23 protein-coding genes and 1 tRNA gene are annotated in these 26,392 nt (G+C 70.8%); 22 read left to right on the forward strand and 2 right to left on the reverse strand.

What is annotated here, in order from left to right:
* The 11 genes from GPA02_RS01870 to GPA02_RS01920 form a co-directional block, all read left to right on the forward strand.
* A partial coding sequence (locus GPA02_RS01870) for a sensor histidine kinase (RefSeq protein ID WP_338027412.1) occupies positions 1 to 1,704 on the forward strand: 1,704 nt, incomplete at its 5' end.
* Positions 1,701 to 2,363: a response regulator transcription factor gene (locus GPA02_RS01875; protein ID WP_156198164.1), complete on the forward strand. Its 663-nt coding sequence runs from the start codon at positions 1,701 to 1,703 to the stop codon at positions 2,361 to 2,363. The genes GPA02_RS01870 and GPA02_RS01875, both read left to right, overlap by 4 nt.
* A gap of 189 nt (positions 2,364 to 2,552) precedes the next feature.
* Positions 2,553 to 2,628, forward strand: a tRNA-Trp gene (locus GPA02_RS01880).
* A gap of 109 nt (positions 2,629 to 2,737) precedes the next feature.
* Positions 2,738 to 3,271 carry a preprotein translocase subunit SecE gene (gene secE, locus GPA02_RS19510; protein WP_338027413.1) on the forward strand — a complete coding sequence of 178 codons (534 nt, stop codon included), beginning with the start codon at positions 2,738 to 2,740 and terminating at the stop codon, positions 3,269 to 3,271.
* A gap of 51 nt (positions 3,272 to 3,322) precedes the next feature.
* Positions 3,323 to 4,120, forward strand: coding sequence for a transcription termination/antitermination protein NusG (gene nusG, locus GPA02_RS01890; RefSeq protein ID WP_156198165.1), 798 nt, complete (start codon positions 3,323 to 3,325; stop codon positions 4,118 to 4,120).
* A 146-nt stretch (positions 4,121 to 4,266) separates the two neighbouring features.
* A complete protein-coding gene (rplK, locus tag GPA02_RS01895) occupies positions 4,267 to 4,698 on the forward strand; it encodes a 50S ribosomal protein L11 (RefSeq protein WP_156198166.1) in 432 nt (143 codons plus the stop codon).
* Between the two features lie 92 nt (positions 4,699 to 4,790).
* On the forward strand, positions 4,791 to 5,507 hold the full coding sequence (gene rplA / locus GPA02_RS01900) for a 50S ribosomal protein L1 (RefSeq protein ID WP_156198167.1): 717 nt from the start codon (positions 4,791 to 4,793) through the stop codon (positions 5,505 to 5,507).
* 347 nt (positions 5,508 to 5,854) lie between these two features.
* Positions 5,855 to 6,391 (forward strand): 50S ribosomal protein L10, encoded by a 537-nt coding sequence (gene rplJ / locus GPA02_RS01905; RefSeq protein WP_156198168.1) that lies wholly within the window; start codon positions 5,855 to 5,857, stop codon positions 6,389 to 6,391.
* A 93-nt stretch (positions 6,392 to 6,484) separates the two neighbouring features.
* Complete coding sequence (rplL, locus tag GPA02_RS01910) at positions 6,485 to 6,877, forward strand: 50S ribosomal protein L7/L12 (RefSeq protein ID WP_156198169.1); 393 nt, start codon at positions 6,485 to 6,487, stop codon at positions 6,875 to 6,877.
* A 790-nt stretch (positions 6,878 to 7,667) separates the two neighbouring features.
* Complete coding sequence (gene rpoB, locus GPA02_RS01915; RefSeq protein ID WP_156198170.1) at positions 7,668 to 11,165, forward strand: DNA-directed RNA polymerase subunit beta; 3,498 nt, start codon at positions 7,668 to 7,670, stop codon at positions 11,163 to 11,165.
* A 100-nt stretch (positions 11,166 to 11,265) separates the two neighbouring features.
* Entirely contained in the window at positions 11,266 to 15,150 is a 3,885-nt protein-coding gene (locus GPA02_RS01920; protein ID WP_156198171.1) for a DNA-directed RNA polymerase subunit beta', read from the forward strand.
* 101 nt (positions 15,151 to 15,251) lie between these two features.
* Here the strand turns inward: GPA02_RS01920 and GPA02_RS01925 are convergent, their stop codons facing one another.
* Positions 15,252 to 15,959: a copper homeostasis protein CutC gene (locus GPA02_RS01925; RefSeq protein ID WP_156198172.1), complete on the reverse strand. Its 708-nt coding sequence runs from the start codon at positions 15,957 to 15,959 to the stop codon at positions 15,252 to 15,254.
* Positions 15,960 to 16,010: 51 nt separating this feature from the next.
* Between GPA02_RS01925 and GPA02_RS19065 the strand changes: the two genes are divergently transcribed.
* Complete coding sequence (locus tag GPA02_RS19065; protein ID WP_240133824.1) at positions 16,011 to 16,508, forward strand: ATP-binding cassette domain-containing protein; 498 nt, start codon at positions 16,011 to 16,013, stop codon at positions 16,506 to 16,508.
* Entirely contained in the window at positions 16,505 to 17,212 is a 708-nt protein-coding gene (locus GPA02_RS19070) for an ABC transporter ATP-binding protein (RefSeq protein WP_204986476.1), read from the forward strand. The genes GPA02_RS19065 and GPA02_RS19070 overlap by 4 nt, the downstream gene beginning before the upstream one ends.
* A gap of 9 nt (positions 17,213 to 17,221) precedes the next feature.
* Here the strand turns inward: GPA02_RS19070 and GPA02_RS01935 are convergent, their stop codons facing one another.
* Positions 17,222 to 18,472, reverse strand: a complete 1,251-nt coding sequence (locus tag GPA02_RS01935; RefSeq protein WP_240133825.1) for an APC family permease — start codon at positions 18,470 to 18,472, stop codon at positions 17,222 to 17,224.
* A 189-nt stretch (positions 18,473 to 18,661) separates the two neighbouring features.
* Here GPA02_RS01935 and GPA02_RS01940 point away from each other — a divergent pair, with 189 nt between their 5' ends.
* From GPA02_RS01940 to rplD, 9 genes are all read left to right on the forward strand, one after another.
* On the forward strand, positions 18,662 to 19,174 hold the full coding sequence (locus GPA02_RS01940) for a DUF6301 family protein (RefSeq protein ID WP_156198173.1): 513 nt from the start codon (positions 18,662 to 18,664) through the stop codon (positions 19,172 to 19,174).
* Between the two features lie 344 nt (positions 19,175 to 19,518).
* Positions 19,519 to 19,893, forward strand: a complete 375-nt coding sequence (rpsL, locus tag GPA02_RS01945) for a 30S ribosomal protein S12 (protein WP_156198174.1) — start codon at positions 19,519 to 19,521, stop codon at positions 19,891 to 19,893.
* Positions 19,893 to 20,363, forward strand: a complete 471-nt coding sequence (gene rpsG, locus GPA02_RS01950) for a 30S ribosomal protein S7 (RefSeq protein WP_156198175.1) — start codon at positions 19,893 to 19,895, stop codon at positions 20,361 to 20,363. The genes rpsL and rpsG overlap by 1 nt, the downstream gene beginning before the upstream one ends.
* A gap of 79 nt (positions 20,364 to 20,442) precedes the next feature.
* Positions 20,443 to 22,545 (forward strand): elongation factor G, encoded by a 2,103-nt coding sequence (gene fusA, locus GPA02_RS01955; RefSeq protein WP_156198176.1) that lies wholly within the window; start codon positions 20,443 to 20,445, stop codon positions 22,543 to 22,545.
* Between the two features lie 141 nt (positions 22,546 to 22,686).
* Positions 22,687 to 23,880 (forward strand): elongation factor Tu, encoded by a 1,194-nt coding sequence (gene tuf, locus GPA02_RS01960; RefSeq protein ID WP_156198177.1) that lies wholly within the window; start codon positions 22,687 to 22,689, stop codon positions 23,878 to 23,880.
* A gap of 13 nt (positions 23,881 to 23,893) precedes the next feature.
* A complete protein-coding gene (locus GPA02_RS01965) occupies positions 23,894 to 24,286 on the forward strand; it encodes an Lrp/AsnC family transcriptional regulator (RefSeq protein WP_156198178.1) in 393 nt (130 codons plus the stop codon).
* Between the two features lie 396 nt (positions 24,287 to 24,682).
* Positions 24,683 to 24,991 carry a 30S ribosomal protein S10 gene (gene rpsJ / locus GPA02_RS01970; RefSeq protein ID WP_015883628.1) on the forward strand — a complete coding sequence of 103 codons (309 nt, stop codon included), beginning with the start codon at positions 24,683 to 24,685 and terminating at the stop codon, positions 24,989 to 24,991.
* 13 nt (positions 24,992 to 25,004) lie between these two features.
* Positions 25,005 to 25,670, forward strand: coding sequence for a 50S ribosomal protein L3 (rplC, locus tag GPA02_RS01975; RefSeq protein WP_156198179.1), 666 nt, complete (start codon positions 25,005 to 25,007; stop codon positions 25,668 to 25,670).
* Between the two features lies 1 nt (position 25,671).
* On the forward strand, positions 25,672 to 26,388 hold the full coding sequence (rplD, locus tag GPA02_RS01980; RefSeq protein ID WP_156198180.1) for a 50S ribosomal protein L4: 717 nt from the start codon (positions 25,672 to 25,674) through the stop codon (positions 26,386 to 26,388).
* Positions 26,389 to 26,392 lie beyond the last annotated feature (4 nt).

Here is a 26,392-nt window from a genome sequence, read left to right on the forward strand (position 1 = left end):
GGCGACCCCGCCGAGCCCCGCCTCGGCGCCGAGCGCCCCGTCCGCGGCGTCCGGCGACTGACGTCGTCGATGGCACGGCAGCAGGCCGGCCCCGGACCTGAGGTCCGGGGCCGACCCGCGTCCACGGAGCGCGACACCGAGGAGCTGGCGGCCGGCGTGCCCCGCCCCGTCCCGGCGGCGTCGCCCGCCGCCACGCCCTCCGGAGCGATCCGTGATACTGACGCGATGACGGAGGCGGCACGGCGGCGGTGGCACTGGAGCGTGCGCACCCGCGTCCTCGCCGCGCTCAGCCTGCTGACCGCGCTGGCGCTGCTGGTCGCCGGCTCCACCGCCTACGTGCTGGAGCGCAACCGCCTCGACGACATGATCGACGGCGCGCTCGACCGCAGCCGAACCGAGTTCCTCGCCCTGGCCGAGGACGGCGTCGACCCCAAGACGGGCCTGCCCTTCGAGGACGTCTCGCAGCTGCTGCTGGTCGCCCTGGGGCGGATCGTGCCCGGCCCGAACGAGGGCATGGTCGCCTTCGTCGAGGGCGAGCACCGCTACAACCAGCCGGCCGAGTACCCCTACCAGCTCCAGCAGGACCGCGAGCTGATCCGGCTGCTCGGGCCGATGACCGAGGCCCGCGTGGAGCTCCTGCGGCAGTCGCCTGCGGGGGCGTCCCTCACGACCACCGTCACCACCGAGCAGAGCAGCTACCGGGTCCTCGTCGTGCCGGTCGTGGGCGGCTCCAGCTCCGGCGCGCTCGTGCTCGCGTTCGACCGCACGGCCGAGCACGCCGTCCTCGCCGACACCTACCGCACCTACGCGCTCGTGGCGCTCGGTGCCGTCGTGCTCATCACCGCGCTCGGCTTCCTCATCGTCAGCGACCTGCTCAAGCCGGTCGCGCTGCTGCGCAGCGCCGCCGCGCAGATCGGCTCCTCCGACGACCTGTCGCAGCGCATCGAGGTGGTCGGCAACGACGACCTCGCCGAGCTGACGAGCACCGTCAACGGGATGCTCGACCGCCTGGAGAACGCCTTCGCCTCGCAGCGGCAGCTGCTCGACGACGTCGGCCACGAGCTGCGCACGCCGCTCACCGTCGTCCGTGGCCACCTCGAGCTCATGGACCCCGCCGACCCCGAGGACGCAGCCGCCTCGCGCGCCGTCGCGCTCGACGAGCTCGACCGCATGAACTCGCTGGTCGAGGAGCTGGTCACGCTCGCCAAGGCGCGGCGCCCCGACTTCGTGACGCCGCAGCCCACCGACGTCGCGGTGCTCACCGACGAGGTGCTCACCAAGGCGCGGCCGCTGGGAGAGCGGCGCTGGACGCTCGACGGCCTCGCCGAGGTCGAGACGACCCTCGACGCGCGCCGGGTGACGCAGGCCTGGCTGCAGCTGGCGAGCAACGCCGTCAAGTTCTCCGCCGAGGGCTCCACGGTCGCGCTCGGCTCCGCGGCCGGGGACGGTGTCGTCCGGCTCTGGGTGCGCGACGAGGGCATCGGCATCGACCCCGCCGACCACGACCGCGTCTTCGACCGCTTCGTGCGGGCCGAGCGCAGCGGTGCCGAGGGCTCCGGGCTCGGCCTGACGATCGTGCGCTCGATCGCGCAGGCGCACGGCGGCACCGTCGAGCTCGACTCCCGCCCCGGCATCGGCAGCACGTTCACGATGGTGCTGCCGCTCGACGGACCCCGACCCGACGACCCCCACGAGGTGCCATGAGCCAGATCCTGATCGTCGAGGACGAGGAGCGGATCGCGTCCTTCGTCGCGAAGGGGCTGCGGTCGGCCGGCTACACCTCGCACCACGTCGGCACCGGCCGGGAGGGCATCGACCTCGCCACCAGCGGCGAGTTCGACCTGCTGATCCTCGACCTCGGGCTGCCGGACGTCGACGGCTTCGAGGTGCTGAGCACCATCCGCAGCCTGGGCGTCACGACCCCGGTCATCATCCTCACGGCCCGCAACTCGGTCACCGACACCGTCGCCGGGCTCGAGGGCGGCGCCGATGACTACGTCGCCAAGCCGTTCCGCTTCGAGGAGCTGCTGGCCAGGGTGCGGCTGCGGCTGCGGCAGGACTCCGCCGCCGGCGCGGAGGTCAACGTCCTCACCCACAACGACCTCTCGCTCGACCTGCGCTCGCGGCGGCTGGCGGTCGGCAGCACCGAGGTCGACCTGTCCGCGCGCGAGTTCGCGCTCGCGGAGACGTTCCTGCGCAACCCGGGCCAGGTGCTCAGCCGGGAGCAGCTGCTCTCGCGCGTGTGGGGCTACGACTTCGACCCGGGCAGCAACGTCGTCGACGTCTACGTGCGGTACCTGCGCAAGAAGGTCGGCGCCCACCGGATCGAGACCGTCCGCGGCATGGGGTACCGGCTGGTGTGAGGGCGGTTCCGCGCCGTGCGCGACGGGCCGCCCACGGCCGCCCACGGGCCGCGCAGCGCGCGTCGCGGTGGACGTGTTCGACCGACGCGCGCTCGGCAGGTACACTCGATCCCCGGTGGTCTCCTCCGCCATGCTGCTCGCTGCCCGGCACGCGCCGGACGACGGGCCGCGGGAGGCGGGGATCGTCCTAGGGCAGTGGCGCAATTGGTAGCGCACCGGTCTCCAAAACCGGCGGTTGTGGGTTCGAGTCCCTCCTGCCCTGCCAGGGCCTGGTCCGCGGTCGCCGCGGACGGGTCCGGCGGGGGCCCGTCCAGCGCCCCGAGGAGGTCGCGCCAGCTCCGGCCGACCCGCACCGAGTCAGTGAGGAAGCACGAGTGAGCAGGTCCACCAACGCGTCGCCGGGTGCCCCCGACGACGACGAGGGTCGGCTCGCCGACGGTTCCACCGAGCCGACGGACGACGTCGCGGCGGACGCCGCTGCCGACGCCGACGAGGCCGGTACCGCTGACGACGACGCCGTGGCCGACGAGCCCGCCGGGTCCGAGGACTCCGACGACGCCGACCGCGACGACGACGCGGTGCCCGCCACCGCCGCGGCGGTGGCCCGCAGCCGTGAGGCTGCGCGCGAGCGCAAGCAGGCCGCGCGGTCGGGCGGCAAGCCCGCAGCGCGTCCCGCCGCCCGCCCCGCGGCCCGCGCCGGCAAGGACGAGCGCCGGGGCCCGATCGCGGCGATCGTGCTGTTCGTGCGGCAGGTCATCTCCGAGCTGCGCAAGGTGGTCACCCCCACCGGCAAGGAGCTGGGGACCTACGTCGCCGTCGTCATCGTGTTCGTGCTCGTCGTGATGGCCTACGTCGGCGTCCTCGACTTCGCGATCGGCAGGCTCGTCCTGTGGGCGTTCGGCGGCTGACGGCCCCACCCCCAGACCACACCACCAGATAAGCCAAGGAAGCAGGTCACCGTGTCCGAGCAGCCCCTCGACCAGCCCGTCGCGGCCGAGGTCGACGAGGAGCCCACCACGGCCGTCGAGACCGCGGACGAGACCGACGAGAGCACCGCCGTCGACACCGACGAGAGCGCCGCGGAGGCCGCCGAGGCCTCCGACGCGACCGACGAGGTCGAGCCCGCCGACGAGGTCGAGCCCGCCGAGGACGCGGAGGAGGACCCGGTCGAGGCCTTCCGCCGCGAGCTGCGGATGCTCCCCGGCGACTGGTACGTCGTGCACTCCTACGCCGGCTACGAGAACCGCGTGAAGGCGAACCTCGAGTCGCGCATCCAGTCCCTCAACATGGAGGACTACATCTTCCAGGTCGAGGTGCCGATGGAGGAGGTCGTCGAGGTCAAGAACTCGGTGCGCAAGGTCGTCAAGCGCGTGCGCATCCCGAGCTACGTCCTCGTCCGCATGGAGATGACCGACGAGTCCTGGGGCGCCGTGCGGCACACGCCGGGCGTCACCCAGTTCGTGGGCGCCTCGCACTCGCCGCCGCCGCTCTCGCTCGACGACGTCATGAAGATGCTCGCCCCGACCATCGAGGCCAAGGCTCCGGTGCAGCGCGGCGGCACCACCTCGGCCGCGGCGCCGGTCGAGGTCGACTTCGAGGTCGGCGAGTCGGTCACCGTCACCGACGGCCCGTTCGACACGCTGCCGGCCACGATCTCCGAGATCAACGCCGAGGCCCAGAAGCTCAAGGTCCTCGTGTCGATCTTCGGCCGCGAGACCCCGGTCGAGCTGTCGTTCAACCAGGTCGCCAAGATCTGACGCACCACCTGCAGTCCCGCGCCGCGTGCGTCGGCACCCGGTTCTGACCGGCCCGATCGCGACGGCGTCACCGCCCGGCGGCCACCGTCGCCGGGATGCAACCGGGTCATCGCCCACGGCGTCGGCCCACCACACAGGAGAAGGCAATGCCCCCCAAGAAGAAGGCCGTCGGCCTCATCAAGCTCCAGATCCAGGCCGGCGCGGCCAACCCCGCGCCGCCGATCGGCCCCGCGCTCGGTCAGCACGGCGTCAACATCATGGAGTTCTGCAAGGCGTACAACGCCGCGACCGAGTCGCAGCGCGGCAACGTCATCCCGGTCGAGATCACGGTGTACGAGGACCGCTCGTTCACCTTCATCACCAAGACCCCGCCCGCCGCGGAGCTGATCAAGAAGGCCGCCGGCGTGCAGAAGGGGTCCTCGACCCCGCACACCGTCAAGGTCGCCTCGCTCAGCCAGGAGCAGGTCCGCGAGATCGCGCAGCAGAAGCTGGTCGACCTCAACGCCCGCGACCTCGACGCCGCCGCCAAGATCATCGCCGGCACCGCCCGGTCGATGGGGATCACCGTCACCGACTGAGGTCCCCGCACCTCCCGGCCGTCGCCGGGAGGCCACCCAGTGGAAGGGCCGCGCGGGCCCGCACCACGACTGCTCAGAGCTAGGAGAAGCAGATGACCACGCGCAGCAAGAGCTACCGCAAGGCCGCCGAGCCGATCGACCGTAGCCGTCTCTACACCCCCGCCGAGGCCGTGCGTCTCGCCAAGCAGGGTGCGACCACCAAGTTCGACTCCACCGTCGAGGTGGCGTTCCGGCTCGGCGTCGACCCCCGCAAGGCCGACCAGATGGTCCGCGGCACCGTCAACCTGCCGCACGGCACCGGCAAGACCGCCCGCGTCATCGTGTTCGCCACCGGTGAGCGCGCCGCGCAGGCCGAGGCCGCTGGTGCGGACGAGGTCGGCGGCGACGAGCTGATCGAGAAGGTCGCGGCCGGCTACACCGACTTCGACGCCGCGGTCGCCACCCCGGACCTCATGGGCAAGGTCGGTCGCCTGGGCCGCGTGCTCGGTCCCCGTGGCCTCATGCCGAACCCGAAGACCGGCACCGTGACGATGGACGTGGCGAAGGCCGTCAACGACATCAAGGGCGGCCGGATCGAGTTCCGCGTCGACAAGCACGCCAACCTGCACTTCATCATCGGCAAGGCGAGCTTCGACGAGAAGCAGCTGCTCGACAACTACGCGGCGGCGCTCGAGGAGATCCTGCGGCTCAAGCCGAGCTCGGCCAAGGGTCGCTACATCACCAAGGCGACGCTGAGCACGACGATGGGCCCGGGCATCCCGCTCGACCCGACCCGCACGCGCAACCTCGCCGAGGACGGCGCCGCCTGATCCAGGCGCCCACGGCTCGACGACGGGGCCGCACCCACGCCGGGTGCGGCCCCGTTCTCGTTCGTCGTCGCCGGTGCCCGCAGGTGGCGGCTGGATCGGCGTGGGATCGGCCACACCTGCACCCTCGGCGCCCGTCCCGATTTGCTGTGCTGGACGGCGTGACCTAGACTGACCGCTGCCCAAGACCGCCGGTCGCCCGTCACCAGACGGGACGAAGTCCACGGATGTGGAGCCTGCGCAGGCGAGAGTTCGGTGTCACGTCCCGTGAACCTTCCGAGCCCCGTGCCTGCGCGCGGGGCTCTTGTCATGTGTGGGCCCGGTGGCACCGAAAGATCAAGGAGGGGCCCATGGCACGGCCTGACAAGGCGGCTGCTGTCGCCGAGCTCACGGAGCGTTTCAAGAACTCCTCGGCTGCCGTCCTGACCGAGTACCGCGGGCTCACCGTGTCGCAGCTCAGCGAGCTGCGGACCAAGCTCGGCGCGGACACCCAGTACGCCGTCGTCAAGAACACGCTCACCGCCATCGCGGCCAAGGAAGCCGGGCTCGACCTGTTCGAGGGGGACACGGCGCTCGCCGGTCCGTCCGCGATCGCGTTCGTCTCGGGTGACCCCGTGGAGGCGGCGAAGGGTCTGCGCGACTTCGCGAAGGCCAACCCCGCTCTCGTCATCAAGGGCGGCGTCATGGAGGGCAGGGCCCTCAGCGCCGCCGAGGTGACCAAGCTCGCGGACCTCGAGTCCCGCGAGGTGCTGCTGGCCAAGGCGGCCGGCGCGATGAAGGCGAAGCTGTTCCAGGCTGCCTACGTCTTCACCGCTCCTGCCAGCAAGGCGGTGCGCACCATCGAAGCCCTGCGCGAGAAGCAGGCGTCCACCGGCGAAGCCGCCTGAGGCTGCGCCACACCACCCACCGCGCTTCTCTGCGCCAAGCCCCTGCCCGGCCCCAGCCGGCCCGGTAGGACCCACACAGGAAGGAACGCCATCATGGCGAAGCTCACCACCGACGAGCTCATCGAGGCTTTCAAGGAGCTCACCCTCATCGAGCTCTCCGAGTTCGTGAAGCAGTTCGAGGAGGTCTTCGAGGTCACCGCTGCCGCCCCGGCCGCTGCCGTCGTGGCCGCCGCCCCGGGTGCGCCCGGCGCCGCCGAGGAGTCCGCCGAGGAGCAGTCGGAGTTCGACGTCATCCTCGAGACCGTCGGCGACAAGAAGATCCAGGTCATCAAGGAGGTGCGTGCGCTCACGTCGCTCGGCCTCAAGGAGGCCAAGGACCTCGTCGACGGCGCCCCCAAGCCCGTCCTCGAGGGTGTCGCCAAGGAGCAGGCCGACAAGGCCAAGGAGCAGCTCGAGGCCGCCGGCGCCACCGTCACCGTCAAGTGACGACCGCCTGACAGCGTCACGAAGGCCCGCACCGTTCGGTGCGGGCCTTCGTCGTGCCCGGCCCCGTGGCGTGAGCTCGTACCTCGGTGCCGAGCTCGTACGGTGCACGCTACGAGCTCGGCACGAGGGTACGAGCTCGCGCCGGCGGGCGCGGATGTGCGGCGGGGGAGGCGGTGTGCCTCCCGAGGTCGTGCTTCGCCGTCGAGCTCGTGCTTCGCTGCCGAGGTCGTGCCGGGCCCGGCACGAGCTCGGCGCCACGGCACGAGCTCGGTACCACGGCACGAGCTCGGCGCCACGGCACGAGCTCGGCGCCACGGCACGAGCTCGGCGCCACGGCACGAGCTCGGTACCACGGCACGAGCTCGGCTCCAGGGCACGAGCTGGCGACCGGCGGAGCCGGCGCGAGGCGGATGCGGCGGGTGGTGGGTGCTCGGCCGGGGACCGCGCCGTGGCGCAGCCCAAGCGTCGCGGGCGCAGGTCCCAGAGCGCCTCGCGCCCACCGCCGGAACCCGCCTGCGGCGTGGCGCGGGGGCTGAGTGGCGGCGTGGCGCGGGTGGGGAGTATGGTGTGCGTCACTTACCGGTGGCCCAGTGGCGGGCGCTGGACATGCGATGGCGCGTGCCCTATAGTTGGTCCTTGCTCTGTGCTCTCTGACCCCGTCCTGCCCTTCCGCCGGTTTGCGGCCACGCTCGTGCGACTACCCGTTGGGTAGGAGCGAGCGCCAACCCGGCAGGGCTTGACCGGGGCGGTTCCGCACGCGCAAGCCACACGACGCCGGGAAGGACCCCTCTTGGCTGCCTCGCGCACCTCTAACGCTCCCACTGCCACTGACATCGAACTCCGTACCGCTTCTCGCCGGGTCTCGTTCGCGAAGATCCACGAACCCCTCTCCGCGCCGGACCTCCTCGGTCTCCAGACCGAGAGCTTCGACTGGCTCCTCGGCAACGACGCGTGGCGCGCTCGCGTCGAGGCCGCCGTCGCCTCCGGCAACAACGCGGTGCCGACCACCTCGGGCCTGGAGGAGATCTTCGAGGAGATCTCCCCGATCGAGGACTTCGGCCAGACGATGTCGCTGTCGTTCCGGGACCACCGCTTCGAGCCGCCGAAGTACACGGCGCAGGAGTGCAAGGAGAAGGACTTCACCTACTCCGCCCCGCTCTTCGTGACGGCCGAGTTCGTCAACTACACGACCGGTGAGATCAAGTCGCAGACGGTCTTCATGGGCGAGTTCCCGCTCATGACCGAGCGCGGCACGTTCATCATCAACGGCACCGAGCGCGTCGTCGTCTCGCAGCTCGTCCGCTCGCCGGGCGTGTACTTCGAGCGCGCCGCCGACAAGACCTCGGACAAGGACATCTTCACCGCGCGCGTCATCCCCTCGCGCGGCGCCTGGCTCGAGTTCGAGATCGACAAGCGCGACGCCGTCGGCGTCCGCGTCGACCGCAAGCGCAAGCAGTCGGTGACCGTCTTCCTCAAGGCGCTCGGCATGACCGAGGGCGAGATCCGCGAGACCTTCGCCGACTACCCGGCCGTCATCGAGACCCTGGAGAAGGACAACGTCCACACCCAGGACGAGGCGCTGCTGGACATCTACCGCAAGATCCGTCCGGGCGAGCCGCCGACGGTCGAGGCCGGTACCGCGCTGCTCGACAACTTCTACTTCAACAGCAAGCGCTACGACCTCGCCAAGGTCGGCCGCTACAAGATCGGCAAGAAGCTCGGCGTCGACAAGCCGCTGAGCGACTCGACGCTGTCGCTCGAGGACGTCGTCGCGACGATCCGCTACCTCGCCGCCCTCCACAAGGGCGAGACGACCATCACGGGCGTCCGCAACGGCGAGGAGGTCGAGCTGCCGGTCGAGACCGACGACATCGACCACTTCGGCAACCGTCGCATCCGTGCGGTCGGCGAGCTCATCCAGAACCAGGTCCGCACCGGCCTGTCCCGGATGGAGCGCGTCGTGCGCGAGCGCATGACGACGCAGGACGTCGAGGCGATCACGCCGCAGACCCTGATCAACATCCGCCCCGTGGTGGCTTCGATCCGCGAGTTCTTCGGCACCAGCCAGCTCTCGCAGTTCATGGACCAGAACAACCCGCTCGCGGGTCTGACCCACAAGCGGCGCCTGTCCGCGCTCGGCCCGGGTGGTCTGTCCCGCGACCGCGCCGGCATGGAGGTCCGTGACGTCCACCCGAGCCACTACGGCCGCATGTGCCCGATCGAGACCCCCGAGGGTCCGAACATCGGTCTGATCGGCTCGCTCGCGACCTACGCGCGGATCAACCCGTTCGGCTTCGTCGAGACGCCGTACCGCAAGGTCGTCAAGGGCAAGGTCACCGACGAGGTCGAGTACCTGACCGCCGACGACGAGGACCGCTACGTCATCGCGCAGGCGAACGCCCCGCTCGACGACAAGGGCCGCTTCCTCGAGGACACCGTGCTGGTCCGCACCCGTGGCGGCGAGGCGATCGACGTCCCGGCCGAGGACGTGGACTACATGGACGTCTCCGCACGCCAGATGGTGTCGGTCGCGACCGCGATGATCCCGTTCCTCGAGCACGACGACGCCAACCGCGCGCTCATGGGCGCGAACATGCAGCGCCAGGCCGTGCCGCTGGTGCGGTCGGAGGCGCCGCTGGTCGGTACCGGTATGGAGCGCCGTGCCGCCGTCGACGCCGGTGACGTCATCGTCGCCCGCAAGCCGGGTGTCGTGACCGAGGTGTCGGCCGACTCGATCGTCGTGGCCGAGGACGACGGCACCACCTTCACCTACCGGGTCGCCAAGTTCCGCCGCTCGAACCAGGGCACCTCCTACAACCAGCGCGTGCTGGTCGACGAGGGTGCGCGGGTCGAGGCCGGCTCGGTGCTCGCGGACGGTCCCGCCACCGACGAGGGCGAGCTCGCCCTCGGGCGCAACCTGCTGGTCGCGTTCATGTCGTGGGAGGGCCACAACTACGAGGACGCGATCATCCTGTCGCAGCGCCTCGTGCAGGACGACGTCCTCACCTCGATCCACATCGAGGAGCACGAGGTCGACGCCCGCGACACGAAGCTGGGCCCGGAGGAGATCACGCGGGACATCCCGAACGTCTCCGACGAGGTGCTGGCCGACCTGGACGAGCGCGGCATCATCCGCATCGGTGCCGAGGTCGGCGCCGGCGACGTGCTGGTCGGCAAGGTCACCCCGAAGGGTGAGACCGAGCTGACCCCGGAGGAGCGGCTGCTCCGCGCGATCTTCGGCGAGAAGGCGCGCGAGGTCCGCGACACCTCGCTCAAGGTCCCGCACGGCGAGTCGGGCACGGTCATCGCCGTGCGCGAGTTCAACCGCGAGGACGGCGACGAGCTGCCCCCGGGCGTGAACCAGCTGGTCCGCGTCTACATCGCGCAGCGCCGCAACGTCACCGACGGCGACAAGCTCGCCGGCCGTCACGGCAACAAGGGCGTCATCTCCAAGATCCTGCCGGTCGAGGACATGCCGTTCCTCGAGGACGGCACGCCGGTCGACATCATCCTCAACCCGATGGGTGTGCCGGGCCGCATGAACGTCGGCCAGGTGCTGGAGACGCACCTCGGGTGGGTCGCCAAGCAGGGTTGGGAGGCCGACCCGAAGGCCGAGTGGGCGGCGAACCTCGCCCCCGAGGCGCTGACCGGCGAGCCGGGCAGCCCGGTGGCCACCCCGGTGTTCGACGGTCTGCACGAGGAGGAGCTCAAGGGGCTGCTCGAGTCGGCACGTCCGACCCGCGACGGCGACCGCCTGGTCGACACCTCGGGCAAGGCGCGGCTGTTCGACGGCCGCTCCGGCGAGCCGTTCCCCGAGCCGGTCGCCGTCGGCTACATGTACATCCTCAAGCTGCACCACCTGGTCGACGACAAGATCCACGCGCGCTCGACCGGTCCGTACTCGATGATCACGCAGCAGCCGCTGGGCGGTAAGGCCCAGTTCGGTGGCCAGCGGTTCGGCGAGATGGAGGTGTGGGCGCTCGAGGCGTACGGCGCGGCCTACGCGCTGCAGGAGCTGCTGACGATCAAGTCGGACGACATCCCCGGCCGTGTGAAGGTCTACGAGGCCATCGTCAAGGGCGAGAACATCCCCGAGCCGGGCATCCCCGAGTCCTTCAAGGTGCTCATCAAGGAGATGCAGTCGCTCTGCCTGAACGTCGAGGTGCTCTCCTCCGACGGCACCCAGATCGAGATGCGCGACACCGACGAGGAGGTGTACCGGGCAGCCGAGGAGCTCGGTATCGACCTGTCCCGTCGCCCCGACGCGAGCAGCGTCGAGGAGATCTGAGCGACGCCCCGGCGCCGGTGAGCCGGCGCCGGGGCGGAACGCTCCTCCATCCTCGAAGACTCCACCCACGACCACAGGTCGAAGGAAGTAGGGAAACCAATTGCTCGACGTCAACGTGTTCGACGAGCTCCGTATCGGTCTGGCCACCGCGGAGGACGTCCGCGCCTGGTCCCACGGCGAGGTCAAGAAGCCGGAGACCATCAACTACCGCACCCTCAAGCCGGAGAAGGACGGGCTCTTCTGCGAGAAGATCTTCGGCCCCACCCGGGACTGGGAGTGCTACTGCGGCAAGTACAAGCGCGTCCGCTTCAAGGGCATCATCTGTGAGCGCTGCGGCGTCGAGGTGACCCGCAGCAAGGTGCGCCGCGAGCGGATGGGCCACATCGAGCTCGCCGCCCCCGTCACCCACATCTGGTACTTCAAGGGCGTCCCGTCGCGCCTGGGCTACCTGCTCGACCTCGCGCCGAAGGACCTCGAGAAGGTCATCTACTTCGCGGCCTACATGATCACGGAGGTCGACGAGGAGGGCCGTCGCGAGGACCTGCCGAGCCTGCAGAACGAGATCGACCTCGAGAAGGAGGCGATCATCAAGCAGCGCGACCTCGACATCGCCAAGCGCGCCGAGCGGCTCGAGGCCGACCTCGCCGAGCTGGAGGCCGAGGGCGCCAAGGCCGACGCGCGCCGCAAGGTCAAGGACTCCGCCGAGCGCGAGATGGCGCAGCTGCGCAAGCGGGCGGACGCCGACATCGAGCGTCTCGAGCAGGTCTGGGACCGCTTCGTCAACCTCAAGGTCGCCGACCTCGAGGGTGACGAGATGCTGTACCGGCAGCTGCAGGACCGCTACGGCAACTACTTCAAGGGCGCCATGGGTGCCGAGGCGATCCAGAAGCGTCTGGAGACCTTCGACCTGGACGCCGAGGCCGAGTCGCTGCGCGAGATCATCCGCACCGGCAAGGGCCAGCGCAAGACCCGTGCGCTCAAGCGGCTCAAGGTCGTCAACGCCTTCCAGACGACCAAGAACAGCCCGCTGGGCATGGTCCTGGACTGCGTCCCGGTCATCCCGCCGGACCTGCGCCCGATGGTGCAGCTCGACGGTGGCCGCTTCGCGACCTCGGACCTGAACGACCTGTACCGCCGCGTCATCAACCGCAACAACCGCCTCAAGCGGCTGCTGGACCTGGGCGCGCCGGAGATCATCGTCAACAACGAGAAGCGGATGCTCCAGGAGGCCGTGGACTCGCTGTTCGACAACGGTCGCCGTGGTCGTCCGGTCACGGGCCCGGGCAACCGGCCCCTCAAGTCGATCTCCGACATGCTCAAGGGCAAGCAGGGCCGGTTCCGTCAGAACCTGCTGGGCAAGCGCGTCGACTACTCGGGCCGCTCGGTCATCGTGGTCGGCCCGCAGCTCAAGCTGCACCAGTGCGGCCTGCCGAAGCAGATGGCGCTCGAGCTGTTCAAGCCGTTCGTCATGAAGCGCCTGGTCGACCTCAACCACGCCCAGAACATCAAGTCCGCGAAGCGGATGGTCGAGCGTGCGCGCTCGGTCGTGTGGGACGTGCTCGAGGAGGTCATCACCGAGCACCCGGTGCTGCTGAACCGTGCGCCCACGCTGCACCGTCTGGGCATCCAGGCGTTCGAGCCGCAGCTGGTCGAGGGCAAGGCGATCCACCTGCACCCGCTCGTGTGCGGCGCGTTCAACGCCGACTTCGACGGCGACCAGATGGCGGTGCACCTGCCGCTGTCCGCCGAGGCGCAGGCCGAGGCCCGCATCCTCATGCTGTCGAGCAACAACATCCTCAAGCCGAGCGACGGCCGCCCGGTGACCATGCCGACCCAGGACATGATCATCGGTCTGTTCCACCTCACCAGCGCCCGCGAGGGCGTCGCGGGTGAGGGGCGCGTCTTCACCTCGCCGGCCGAGGCGATGATGGCGTTCGACGCCGGTGAGCTGGACCTCAACGCCGCCGTGACGATCCGTCTCGAGGACCTGGTGCCGCCGACGGAGGGCTTCGAGGCCCCCGAGGGCTGGACCCAGGGCGAGCCGATCGCGTTCAAGACGACGCTGGGTCGCGCGCTGTTCAACGAGCTGCTGCCGGTCGACTACCCCTACGTCAACAAGGTGGTCGACAAGAAGGTCCTCTCGACGATCGTCAACGACCTCGCCGAGCGGTACCCGAAGGTCGAGGTCGCCGCCTCGCTCGACGCGCTCAAGGAGGCCGGCTTCCACTGGGCCACCCGGTCCGGTGTGACGATCGGTATCGGCGACGTCGTGACCCCGGAGCGCAAGGCCGAGATCCTGGCCGGCTTCGAGGAGAAGGCCGCCAAGGTCCAGTCGCAGTACGACCGTGGTCTCATCACCGACGACGAGCGTCGTCAGGAGCTCATCGGCATCTGGACCCAGGCGACCGACGACGTCGACGCCGAGATGCGGAAGAACTTCCCCGACCAGAACTCGGTGTTCCGGATGGTCACCTCCGGCGCCCGAGGCAACTGGATGCAGGTGCGTCAGATCGCCGGTATGCGTGGTCTGGTGGCGAACCCGAAGGGTGAGATCATCCCGCGTCCGATCAAGTCGAACTACCGTGAGGGCCTCACGGTGGTCGAGTACTTCATCGCGACGCACGGTGCCCGCAAGGGTCTGGCCGACACCGCGCTGCGGACCGCCGAGTCCGGGTACCTCACCCGGCGTCTGGTGGACGTGTCGCAGGACGTCATCATCCGCGAGGAGGACTGCGGCACCGAGCGCGGCCTCACGCTGCCGATCATCGAGGTCGGCCCGGACGGCGTCGCGCGTCGCCACGAGAAGGTCGAGACCAGCGTCTACGCCCGGACCCTCGCGGGTCAGGCCGTGACGGCGGACGGGACCGTGCTCGGCGAGTCGGGCGACGACGTCGGCGACGTGCTCATCGAGAAGATGATCGCGGCGGGCGTCGAGACCATCAAGGTGCGCTCGGTGCTGACCTGCGAGTCGCGCGTCGGGACCTGCGCCAAGTGCTACGGGCGGTCGCTCGCGACCGGTGAGCTCGTGGACATCGGCGAGGCCGTCGGCATCATCGCGGCGCAGTCGATCGGTGAGCCCGGTACCCAGCTGACCATGCGGACGTTCCACTCCGGTGGTGTGGCCTCGGCCGACGACATCACGCAGGGTCTGCCGCGCGTCACCGACCTGTTCGAGGCCCGCACCCCCAAGGGTGAGGCCCCGATCGCGGAGATGGCCGGCCGGCTGGCGATCGAGGACACCGACCGTGCGCGTCGTCTCGTGCTCACGCCGGACGACGGCAGCGAGGAGATCGTCTACCAGGTCAGCAAGCGTGCGCGCCTGCTGGTCCAGGACGGCGACCACGTCGCGGTCGGCCAGCAGCTGGTCTCCGGCGCCGTCGACCCGAAGAAGGTGCTCCGCATCCTCGGTCCGCGCGCGGTGCAGAAGCACCTCGTGGACGAGGTCCAGGAGGTCTACCGCTCGCAGGGTGTGGACATCCACGACAAGCACATCGAGGTCATCGTGCGGCAGATGCTGCGGCGCGTGACCGTGCTCGACTCGGGTGACTCCAACCTGCTGCCGGGCGAGCTGGCCGAGCGTGGCCGGTTCGAGGACGAGAACCGTCGCGTCGTGTCCGAGGGCGGCACCCCCGCCTCCGGTCGTCCGGAGCTGATGGGTATCACCAAGGCCTCGCTGGCGACCGACTCGTGGCTGTCGGCGGCGTCGTTCCAGGAGACCACCAAGGTGCTGACGGAGGCCGCGATGAGCGGTCGCTCCGACTCGCTGCTGGGTCTCAAGGAGAACGTCATCCTGGGCAAGCTCATCCCGGCGGGTACCGGTCTTCCCCGGTACCGCAACGTCCGGGTGGAGCCCACCGAGGAGGCGAAGGCCGAGATCTACCCGAGCTTCGGCTACGACGAGATCGACTACGGGCCGATCTCCGACGGCGCGGACGCGATCGCGCTCGAGGAGCTCGACCTCGGCGGGTTCAGCGACTACCGCTGACCCCGACCTGACACGGACGCCCCCGGCCCTTCTTGGGTCGGGGGCGTTCGTGCGTCACGTGCGGTGCTGGGTCGTCTCACCTCCGGTCTGCCGCGCGACGATCAGAGGACGGCTGCGGTGCGCGCGGCTGCGGCAACGGTGCTCGGGTCCGTGCGCCATGCCGTCCCCTGGCCGCCCTGGCCGCCCTCGGCCCGCTGGCGGGCGGAGAGGTGGACGGCGTCGCAGCCGGCGGCCGCCAGGGCCGGGACGTCCTCGGGCCGGACGCCACCGCCCGCCATCAGCTGGACGCGGCCCGCCGCGGCGCGAGCGAGCGCTGCGAGCTCCGGCAGCGCGTCCACGGCGCGCGACCGGCCGCAGGAGGTGAGCACCCGGTCCACGCCGAGATCGACGAGCACGTCCAGGGCGGCGCGCCGGTCCTCGATCACGTCGAAGGCGCGGTGGAAGGTGACGGTGCGGCCCTGCGCCGCGTCGAGCACGGCACGGAGGTGGGCGGTGGCGACGCCGCCCGTGGCGGTCAGGGCGCCGACCACGACGCCGTCGGCGCCGGCGGCGACCGCGTGCGCGACGTCGGCGCAGGTCAGGTCGATCTCGGCGGGGGAGTAGACGTAGCCGCCGGGCCGGGGTCGCACCAGCACGTTGAGCCAACCCGGGTGCGCGGTGAGGGCACGGACCGACTCGATGGTCGCGCGGGATGGCGTCAGGCCCCCCACCTCGAGGGCCGAGCACAGCTCCACCCGGGTGGCACCCTGCTCCAGGGCGGTGCGTGCGCCCGCGGGGTCCTGGACGCAGATCTCGACGGCGAGCGGCACGGGGTCACGCTAGCGGCCCCGCGTCGTCGACCCGGCGCCAGCAGGCGGACGGTGCCGGAATCCGCGAGACAGCGCGGGCACCTGGTCACGCGACCGACGCTCCTGCGCCGCCTGCTGTGGCTGCCCTCGGCGCGGCGCGACGAGCAGCAGGCGCTGCAGCACGCCGCACGCTGCCTGCAGCGCGTGGGGCTCGCGGACCGCGCGGCGGCGCCGGCCTCGGCGCTGTCCTACGGGGACCAGCGGCGGCTGGAGATCGCCCGTGCGCTCGCGTCCGACCCGTCGCTGCTCATCCTCGACGAGCCCGCGGCCGGCATGAACCACCGGGAGGCCGAGGAGCTGTCCGAGCTGATCTCCTCGCTCGCGCGCGACGGGCTGACGATCCTGCTCATCGAGCACAACGTGGGCATGGTGATGCGCACCTGCAGCCGGATCGTCGTGCTGGACTTCGGCGCGGTCATCGCCGAGGGCGACCCGGAGCAGGTCGCCGCCGACCAGCGGGTGGTCGACGCCTACCTCGGCAGCGCCGAGCGAGAGGAGGAGACGCCGTGACCGAGCAGGCGCTCGCCGTCGAGGGCCTCCGCGTCGGCTACGGCCGCGTGGAGGCCGTGCGCGGGGTGGACTTCGTCGTCCCCGCGGGGTCGCTCGTCACGCTCGTCGGTGCCAACGGCGCCGGCAAGAGCTCGATCATCAACGCGATCAGCGGCGTCGTCCGCCCCCGCGGGGGCCGAATCCTCTTCGAGGGCCGCGACATCACCCGCACCCCGGCTCACCGGCTCGTGCGCGACGGGCTCGTGCAGGTCCCCGAGGGTCGCCAGGTGCTCGCGACGCTGACCGTCGAGGAGAACCTGCTGCTCGGCGGCTGGCACACGGGGCGCGGCGGCATCGCCGAGGTGTACGACCGGTTCCCCGTGCTGGGGGAGCGGCGCCGCTCGCTCGCCGGGACGCTCTCCGGCGGCGAGCAGCAGATGCTCGCGATCGGTCGCGCGCTCGTGGCGCGCCCGCGCCTCATCCTGCTGGACGAGCCGTCGATGGGTCTGGCCCCGCTCGTCGTCGACGAGGTCTTCGCCGTCATCGGCGAGATCCGCGCGGCGGGGACGACCGTCGTCCTCGTCGAGCAGAACGCGCGGCGCGCGCTGCGCGCCGCCGACCACGGCTACGTGCTCGCCAGCGGCGAGATCGTGCACAGCGGGCCCGCCGCCGAGCTGCTCGCCGACGAGCGGGTGGTGCAGGCCTACCTCGGCGTCGAGACCTGACGCACGCCGTCAGGCCGGCGCCTGGCCACGGCGCCGCAGCAGCCGGTGCACCACGCCGACGGCGAGCACCGCGAGCCCGCCGACCACGGACCCCAGCGGCAGGCACGCCAGCACGACGAGGCAGCCGAGCAGCCCGACGGCCTGCACCGCACGCGGCCAGCGCCGCTGCTCGCGCGGCTGCGCGAACGCGGCGGCGTTGGTGACCGCGTAGTAGAGCAGCACCCCGAAGGACGAGAACCCGATCGCGGCCCGCAGGTCGGTCAGCAGCACGAGCGCGAGCACCGCGGCGCCGATGACCAGCTGGGCCCGGTGCGGCACGCGGTGCCGCTCGCCGACCGCGGCGAGCGGTCGCGGCAGGTCGTCCTCCCTCGCCATCGCGAGCACGGTCCGGCCGACGCCGGTCAGCAGGGCCAGCAGCGCGCCGAGCGCCGCTGCGGCGGCCGCGACGACCACGACCGGCCCGACGGCGGGGAGCCCGGTCTCCGACGCGAGCGCCGCCAGCGGTGCCGCCGTGCCGGGCAGCTCCGCGCCCAGCGTCCGCACCAGCACGACCGCGACGGCGGCGTAGAGCGCCAGCACCAGCCCGAGCGCGACCAGCACCGCCCGCCCGATCGTCGCGGGCGTGCGGACCTCCTCGGCGAGCGTCGCGATCCGCGCGTAGCCCGCGAACGCGAAGAACACGAGGCCGGCCGCCTGCAGCACGCCGTACCAGCCGGGCGCCGCAGGCAGCGGCGCGGCGGCCGCCGGAGCGCTCGCCCCGCCCGCGACCAGCACGACGACCAGCCCGGCCAGCGTCACCAGCAGCAGCGCGCGGGCGACCTGCGCGGTGCGGGTGATGCCGCGCAGGCCTGCGGCCGTGAGCGCGACGACGGCGAGCACCCCGAGGAGACGCTGCCGTGCCGGGTCCGGCGTCAGGTAGGCGGCGAACGTGAGCGCCATCGCCGCGCACGAGGCGGTCTTGCCGACGACGAAGCCCCAGCCCGCGAGGAACCCCCACCACGGGCCGAGCACGCGTCGCCCGAACAGGTAGGTGCCGCCCGAGGCCGGGTGGTGCGTCGCGAGCTGGGCCGAGGAGGTCGCGTTGCAGAGCGCGACGACGCCGGCGAGAGCGAGCGCGACGAGCAGCCCGTCGCCCGCCGCAGCGCTCGCGGGCCCCCACACCGCGAAGACGCCCGCGCCGAGCATCGCGCTCAGCCCGACGACGACCGCGTCGGTGGTGCTGAGCCGCCGCGCCAGCGCGCGTCCAGCGGAGCCGGTCACGCCCACAACCTAGTCCGGCCGGCATGACCGACCTCGCCCCCTCGTGGCGCAGTCGCCCCCTCGTGGCGCCGTCGCCCCCTCGTGGCGCCGAGTTCGCACCGTCGCGCCGAGTTCGCACCGTGCACGGTGCGAACTCGGCGGAAGGGTGCGAACTCGGCGGCACGGGTGCGGTCGCTAGGGTCGGAGGCGATGACAGCTCTCGCGCACGCCGCCGCCGACGACGTCAGGGCGATCGTGTCCGCGTTCACCGAGGGGGAGCGGCCGCTGCGCCGGGGAGAGGTGCTGGCGACCGCCGAGCGGCTGGGCTGGACCGTGCGGTCCGCGCAGGAGCGCGGCATCCTGTTCATGACCGGTCTGCCGCACCGCCGCGCGCGGGCGGACTGCCTGCTGCTGGACGGCGAGCTCGGGCAGCTGACCGTCGGCCTGAGCGATCGCGCCGACGACCCGGCCCAGCAGGCGCGGCTGCGGGCGGTCGAGCAGGAGGTGCTCGCGGTGCTCGCCGAGCTGCTCGGTGGACCCGGGGACCGGTCGAGCGGCCGGTCCCGGACCTCCTGGGACCTGGGCTCCGGTGCGCGGGTCGCCGTCGAGAACGTCGGCGACAGGGTGATCCTCGTCGTCCTCGGCATGCACGTCGCCGACCTCGAGCGCGCCGAGGCGCGCCTGGGCGTCGACCCCGATCGCGACGTCGGTCGCGATCGGTGAACCCCCGTGACCCCGGGCGTGTGATCTCGGCCTCCCCGGCCGTTCCGGCGCCCTCGACGGCTTTTGAGCAAGGCCATCCGTGTTGTACCCTGGACGACGGTGCCCGCTGAGGCGGGCTCTCGCGTGTGCGCAGTTTGGCCCGTGCCGCCCTCCGGGGTGATGGCGCGGTCGAGCAGCACGGCGGCGTCGAACCGGCCCGAGCACACCGACACCTCGTCATCCGGCGTCGTGCGGTGCGTCCGACCCGGGGCGACACGCCCGGGTGCGGGGGTCACGGCGACCGGGCAGTGCAGGACAGACAGCGGTACTGACGAGCAGTACGAAAGACATGGGACGGAGACGGAGTGCCCACCATCCAGCAGCTGGTCCGTAAGGGCCGCAGCGCCAAGGTCGGCCAGACCAAGACGCCTGCCCTCAAGGGCAGCCCGCAGCGCCGTGGCGTCTGCACGCGCGTGTTCACCACGACCCCGAAGAAGCCGAACTCGGCGCTGCGCAAGGTGGCTCGTGTGAAGCTGTCGAGCGGCATCGAGGTCACCGCCTACATCCCGGGCGTCGGCCACAACCTGCAGGAGCACTCGATCGTGCTCGTGCGCGGCGGTCGTGTCCGCGACCTGCCCGGCGTGCGCTACAAGATCGTGCGCGGCGCGCTCGACACCCAGGGTGTCCGCGGCCGCCAGCAGGCCCGCAGCCGCTACGGCGCCAAGAAGGAGAAGAAGTAATGCCTCGCAAGGGCCCGGCCCCGAAGCGGCCGATCGTCGCCGACCCCGTCTACGGCTCGACCACCGTCAGCCAGCTGGTCAACCGCGTCCTCCTCGACGGCAAGAAGTCCGTCGCCGAGCGCATCGTCTACGACGCGCTCGAGGGCGTGCGGAGCAAGACCCAGCAGGACCCCGCGCAGGTGCTCAAGCGGGCGCTGGACAACGTGCGACCCACCCTCGAGGTGCGGTCCCGTCGCGTCGGCGGTGCGACCTACCAGGTCCCCGTCGAGGTGCGTACCGCCCGCCAGACCACGCTGGCGCTGCGCTGGCTCGTCGACTACGCGCGTGCGCGCCGTGAGAAGACGATGACCGAGCGCCTCATGAACGAGATCCTCGACGCGAGCAACGGCCTGGGCGCCGCTGTCAAGCGCCGCGAGGACACCCACAAGATGGCCGAGTCCAACCGGGCCTTCGCGCACTACCGCTGGTAGAGGCGACCCGCCCCGTCCCGCGCACCGACGCGGGGCGGGCCATCCGACCCTGCTCATCACAACCAAGAAGAGAGCAACCGTGGCACTGGACGTGCTGACCGACCTGGCCAAGGTCCGCAACATCGGGATCATGGCCCACATCGACGCGGGCAAGACCACCACCACCGAGCGGATCCTGTTCTACACCGGCGTCAACTACAAGATGGGCGAGACCCACGACGGCGCCTCGACCACCGACTGGATGGAGCAGGAGAAGGAGCGGGGGATCACCATCACCTCCGCCGCCGTGACCTGCTTCTGGAACGGCAACCAGATCAACATCATCGACACCCCCGGGCACGTCGACTTCACCGTCGAGGTGGAGCGCAGCCTGCGGGTGCTCGACGGCGCGGTCGCGGTCTTCGACGGCAAGGAGGGCGTGGAGCCCCAGTCGGAGACCGTGTGGCGTCAGGCCGACAAGTACAACGTCCCCCGCATCTGCTTCGTCAACAAGATGGACAAGCTGGGCGCGGACTTCTACTTCACGGTCGACACCATCGTGAACCGCCTCAAGGCCAAGCCGCTGGTCATCCAGCTGCCGATCGGCGCCGAGAACGACTTCGAGGGCGTCGTCGACCTGGTCGAGCAGCGCGCCCTGCTGTGGCGCGGCGAGACCGAGATGGGTGCCGCCTACAAGGTCGAGGAGATCCCCGCCGACCTGCAGGAGAAGGCCGAGCAGTACCGCAGCGAGCTCATCGAGGCCGTCGCGGAGTCCGACGAGGAGCTGCTCGAGAAGTACCTCGGCGGCGAGGAGCTGACGGTCGCCGAGATCAAGTCCGGCATCCGCAAGCTCACGATCGCGGGCGAGGCGTTCCCGGTCCTGTGCGGCTCGGCGTTCAAGAACAAGGGCGTGCAGCCCATGCTCGACGCCGTCATCGACTACCTGCCCTCGCCGCTGGACGTGCCCTCGATCCAGGGTCACGCCGTCGGTGACGAGGAGACGGTGATCGAGCGTCACGCCGACGCGAACGAGCCGTTCTCGGCGCTGGTCTCCAAGGTCGCGGCGCACCCGTTCTTCGGGAAGCTGTACTACGTCCGCGTGTACTCCGGCAAGGTCGCCCCGGGCGCCCAGGTGCTCAACGCGACCAAGGGCAAGAAGGAGCGCATCGGGAAGATGTTCCAGATGCACTCCAACAAGGAGAACCCGGTCGAAGAGGCGCACGCCGGCCACATCTACGCGTTCATCGGCCTCAAGGACGTCACCACCGGTGACACCCTGAGCGACATCAACGACCCGGTCGTGCTCGAGTCGATGACCTTCCCCGAGCCCGTCATCTCCGTGGCCATCGAGCCCAAGACGAAGGGCGACCAGGAGAAGCTGTCGACCGCCATCCAGCGTCTCTCGGACGAGGACCCGACGTTCCAGGTCACCCTGAACGCCGAGACCGGCCAGACCGAGATCGCCGGCATGGGCGAGCTGCACCTCGACATCCTCGTCGACCGCATGCGTCGCGAGTTCAAGGTCGAGGCGAACGTCGGCAAGCCGCAGGTCGCCTACCGCGAGACCATCCGCCGCAAGGTGGAGAAGGTCGAGTACACCCACAAGAAGCAGACGGGTGGCTCCGGCCAGTTCGCGAAGGTGCAGGTCACCTTCGAGCCCCTGGACTCCGAGTCGGGCGAGATGTACGAGTTCGTGAACGCGGTCACCGGTGGCCGCATCCCGCGCGAGTACATCCCCAGCGTCGACGCGGGCATCCAGGACGCCATGGGCACCGGTGTGCTCGCGGGCTACCCGCTCGTCGGCATCAAGGCGACCCTCGAGGACGGTGCCTACCACGAGGTGGACTCCTCCGAGATGGCGTTCAAGATCGCCGGCTCGATGGTCCTCAAGGAGGGCGTCCGCCGCGCGGACCCCGCCCTGCTCGAGCCGATCATGGACGTCGAGGTGCGTACGCCCGAGGAGTACATGGGCGACGTCATCGGCGACCTCAACTCCCGCCGTGGCCAGATCCAGTCGATGGAGGACGCCACCGGCATCAAGGTCGTCCGCGCCCTTGTGCCGCTGTCGGAGATGTTCGGATACATCGGTGACCTGCGGTCTCGCACCCAGGGCCGTGCGGTGTACTCGATGCAGTTCAGCAACTACGCGGAAGTTCCCCGCAACGTCGCCGACGAGATCATCGCGAAGACCCGGGGCGAGTAGCCCCACCCGGCGTCAGGAGCCGACCCCCGGGCGCCGCACCAACCAGATCAACCCAAGTCGTAGGATTTTGCAGGCCCGGCGATCGGCACACCCGTCGAGAGCAGGACAAGACACCTACCCGAGTTCCAGGAGGAACCCACAGTGGCGAAGGCCAAGTTCGAGCGGACCAAGCCGCACGTCAACATCGGCACCATCGGTCACGTCGATCACGGCAAGACCACGCTGACGGCGGCCATCACGAAGGTGCTGGCTGACAAGTACCCCGACCTGAACACGTTCACCCCGTTCGACCAGGTCGACAACGCTCCCGAGGAGCGTCAGCGCGGTATCACGATCAACGTCTCCCACGTGGAGTACCAGACCGAGAAGCGCCACTACGCGCACGTCGACGCCCCGGGTCACGCCGACTACATCAAGAACATGATCACCGGCGCGGCTCAGATGGACGGCGCGATCCTCGTGGTCGCCGCCACCGACGGCCCGATGGCTCAGACCCGTGAGCACGTGCTGCTCGCTCGTCAGGTCGGCGTCCCCTACCTCCTGGTCGCGCTGAACAAGGCCGACATGGTCGACGACGAGGACATCCTCGAGCTCGTCGAGGTCGAGGTCCGCGAGCTCCTCTCGAGCCAGGGCTTCCCGGGCGACGACGTCCCGGTCGTGCGCGTCTCGGGCCTCAAGGCTCTCGAGGGCGACCCGGAGTGGGTCAAGTCGGTCGAGGACCTCATGGAGGCCGTCGACGAGAACGTGCCGGACCCGGTGCGTGACATCGACAAGCCGTTCCTCATGCCCATCGAGGACGTGTTCACGATCACCGGTCGTGGCACCGTCGTCACCGGTCGTGTCGAGCGCGGTCGCCTCAACGTCAACGAGGAGGTCGAGATCGTCGGCATCAAGCCGACCGCCCTCAAGACCACCGTCACCGGCGTCGAGATGTTCCGCAAGCTGCTCGACTTCGCCGAGGCGGGCGAGAACGTCGGCCTGCTCCTGCGCGGCACCAAGCGCGAGGAGGTCGAGCGTGGTCAGGTCGTCGTGAAGCCGGGTTCGATCACCCCGCACACGCAGTTCGAGGCCCAGGTCTACATCCTGGCCAAGGACGAGGGCGGCCGTCACAACCCGTTCTACTCGAACTACCGCCCGCAGTTCTACTTCCGCACCACCGACGTCACCGGCGTCATCACGCTGCCCGAGGGCACCGAGATGGTCATGCCCGGCGACAACACCGAGATGACGGTCGAGCTCATCCAGCCGATCGCCATGGAGGAGGGCCTCGGCTTCGCCATCCGTGAGGGTGGCCGCACCGTCGGCTCCGGTCGTGTGACCAAGATCCTCAAGTGATCTCCCGCCGGGTGTGAGCCCGGCACCCCGCGAGGCCCGTCGGCAGCAGCAGCTGCCGGCGGGCCTCGCGCGTAGGTGGCGACGGCGTGCGGCCGTCATCGGGCAGCCGGTCGTCGCCTACGTGTGGTTGCGGGTGGCGCCCTCGCGGCTGGAGGCGGTCGGGCGGGCGCTCGCGGCGCGCCCGAACGTCCTCAACATCGCCGCGACCACCGGGCACAGCAACCTCTCGGGCGAGGTCGCCGTCGCCTCGGACGAGGCGCTCTACGCCTTCATCACCGAGGACGTCGGCCAGCTCTGCGGCGTCGCCGCGGTCGACGTCTCCGACGGTCTCGACGTCATCAAGCGCGGCTCGCTGGTGTACGAGCCGGACGGCTCGGGGCGCATCGCCGAGCCCACGAGCGGCTGAGCGCCGGGCCGCGGGCCCGGGGTGGGGGGAGTCACACGGGTCGGGACCGCACCTGGACTTGGGATCGCGCCGAGCGTGTGGCAGACTAGTCCGGTTGCCTCGTCCAGAGGTGGAGTTTCGTGCGGTCCCGAGAGGAGCGCAGGGAGACGCCGCGGGACGCGAGTGCAGCCGCCGGTCCGCCCGACTGGCAGGGCTCAGCAGCGCTGAGCACGAGGTCAGGCGGCGGACCATCCACAGTCCATCCCGACCGCCCTCGCCACGCAGGGAGCCACACGGTGGCCACCCGCACAGCGCGAGTGGCTCGGATGTGCCGCGCGACAGTGTGATCACAAGCGCGACACGCCCGAGCGCGGGGGTCGGTCGGAGCGGTACGAAGAGAGAGACACTAACGACGCCATGGCGGGACAGAAGATCCGCATCCGGCTCAAGAGCTACGACCACGAGGTCATCGACAGCTCGGCGCGCAAGATCGTCGACACGGTGACCCGCGCTGGCGCGACAGTCGTGGGCCCGGTGCCGCTGCCGACGGAGAAGAACGTGTTCTGCGTCATTCGTTCGCCGCACAAGTACAAGGACAGCCGCGACCACTTCGAGATGCGGACCCACAAGCGGCTGATCGACATCATCGACCCGACGCCGAAGGCCGTCGACTCGCTCATGCGTCTCGACCTGCCGGCGGACGTCAACATCGAGATCAAGCTCTGAGGTTGTCGCTGCCATGACTACTCCCACTGCCACGCACGAGCGTGTCGTCAAGGCGCTGCTCGGGACCAAGCTCGGCATGACCCAGGTCTGGGACGACGCCGGCCGCCTGCGCCCCGTCACCGTGATCCAGGTCGGCACCAACGTCGTCACCCAGGTCAAGACGCCTGAGACCGACGGCTACAGCTCGGTCCAGCTCGCCTACGGCGAGATCGACCCGCGCAAGCTGACCCAGCCGCTGCGCGCGCGCTTCGACGCCGCGGGCATCACGCCGCGCCGCCACCTCGCCGAGGTCCGCACCTCCGACGCCGCCGAGTACAGCGTCGGCCAGGAGCTCACCGCGGAGACCTTCGAGGCCGGGGCTGTCGTCGACGTCGTCGGCACGACCAAGGGCAAGGGCACCGCCGGTGTCATGAAGCGTCACGGCTTCGCCGGCGTCGGCGCCTCCCACGGTGCGCACCGCAACCACCGCAAGCCCGGCTCGATCGGCGGCGCCTCGACGCCGTCGCGCGTCTTCAAGGGCCTGCGCATGGCTGGTCGCATGGGCAACGCCCGCCAGACCACCCAGAACCTCACGATCCACGCCGTCGACGCCGAGAAGGGCCTCCTCCTCGTCGTCGGTGCGGTGCCCGGCCCCAAGGGCGGCACCGTCGTGGTCAAGACCGCCGCGAAGGGGGCCTGACATGACCGCCGTCGACATCCTCGACGCCACGGGGAAGAAGTCGGGCAGCGCCGAGCTGCCCGCCGAGATCTTCGACGTCCAGGCGAACGTCCCGCTGATCCACCAGGTCGTCGTCGCCCAGCTGGCCGCGGCCCGCCAGGGCACGCACAAGGCCAAGACCCGCGCCGAGGTGCGCGGTGGTGGCAAGAAGCCGTACCGCCAGAAGGGCACCGGCCGCGCCCGCCAGGGCTCGACCCGTGCGCCGCAGTTCGCCGGCGGTGGCATCGTGCACGGCCCGGTCCCGCGCGACTACAGCCAGCGGACCCCCAAGAAGATGAAGGCCGCCGCCCTGCGCGGTGCGCTCTCCGACCGTGCGCGCGCCGGCCGCGTGCACGTCGTGTCGGGCTTCGTCTCCGGTGACGTCCCCTCGACGTCGCAGGCGCTGACCGCGCTGTCGGCCGCCACCGGGGCTCGCAACGTCCTCGTCGTGCTCACCCGCACCGACGAGCTCGCGTGGAAGAGCCTGCGCAACGTGCCGTCGGTGCACCTGCTGCACCCCGACCAGCTCAACACCTACGACGTGCTCGTCTCCGACGACGTCGTGTTCTCCGCCGAGGCGCTCGAGCAGTTCGTCGCCGGCCCCGTCAAGGGTCGTTCGGTGACGGCGTCGGCGAGCTCCGCGGAGCCCGAGGCGGCCGACGCGGCCGTCGCTGAGGAGACCGAGGAGGACGCCAAGTGAGCGC

This window comes from Actinotalea caeni (assembly GCF_009733795.1).
Lineage (GTDB): Bacteria > Actinomycetota > Actinomycetes > Actinomycetales > Beutenbergiaceae > Pseudactinotalea > Pseudactinotalea caeni.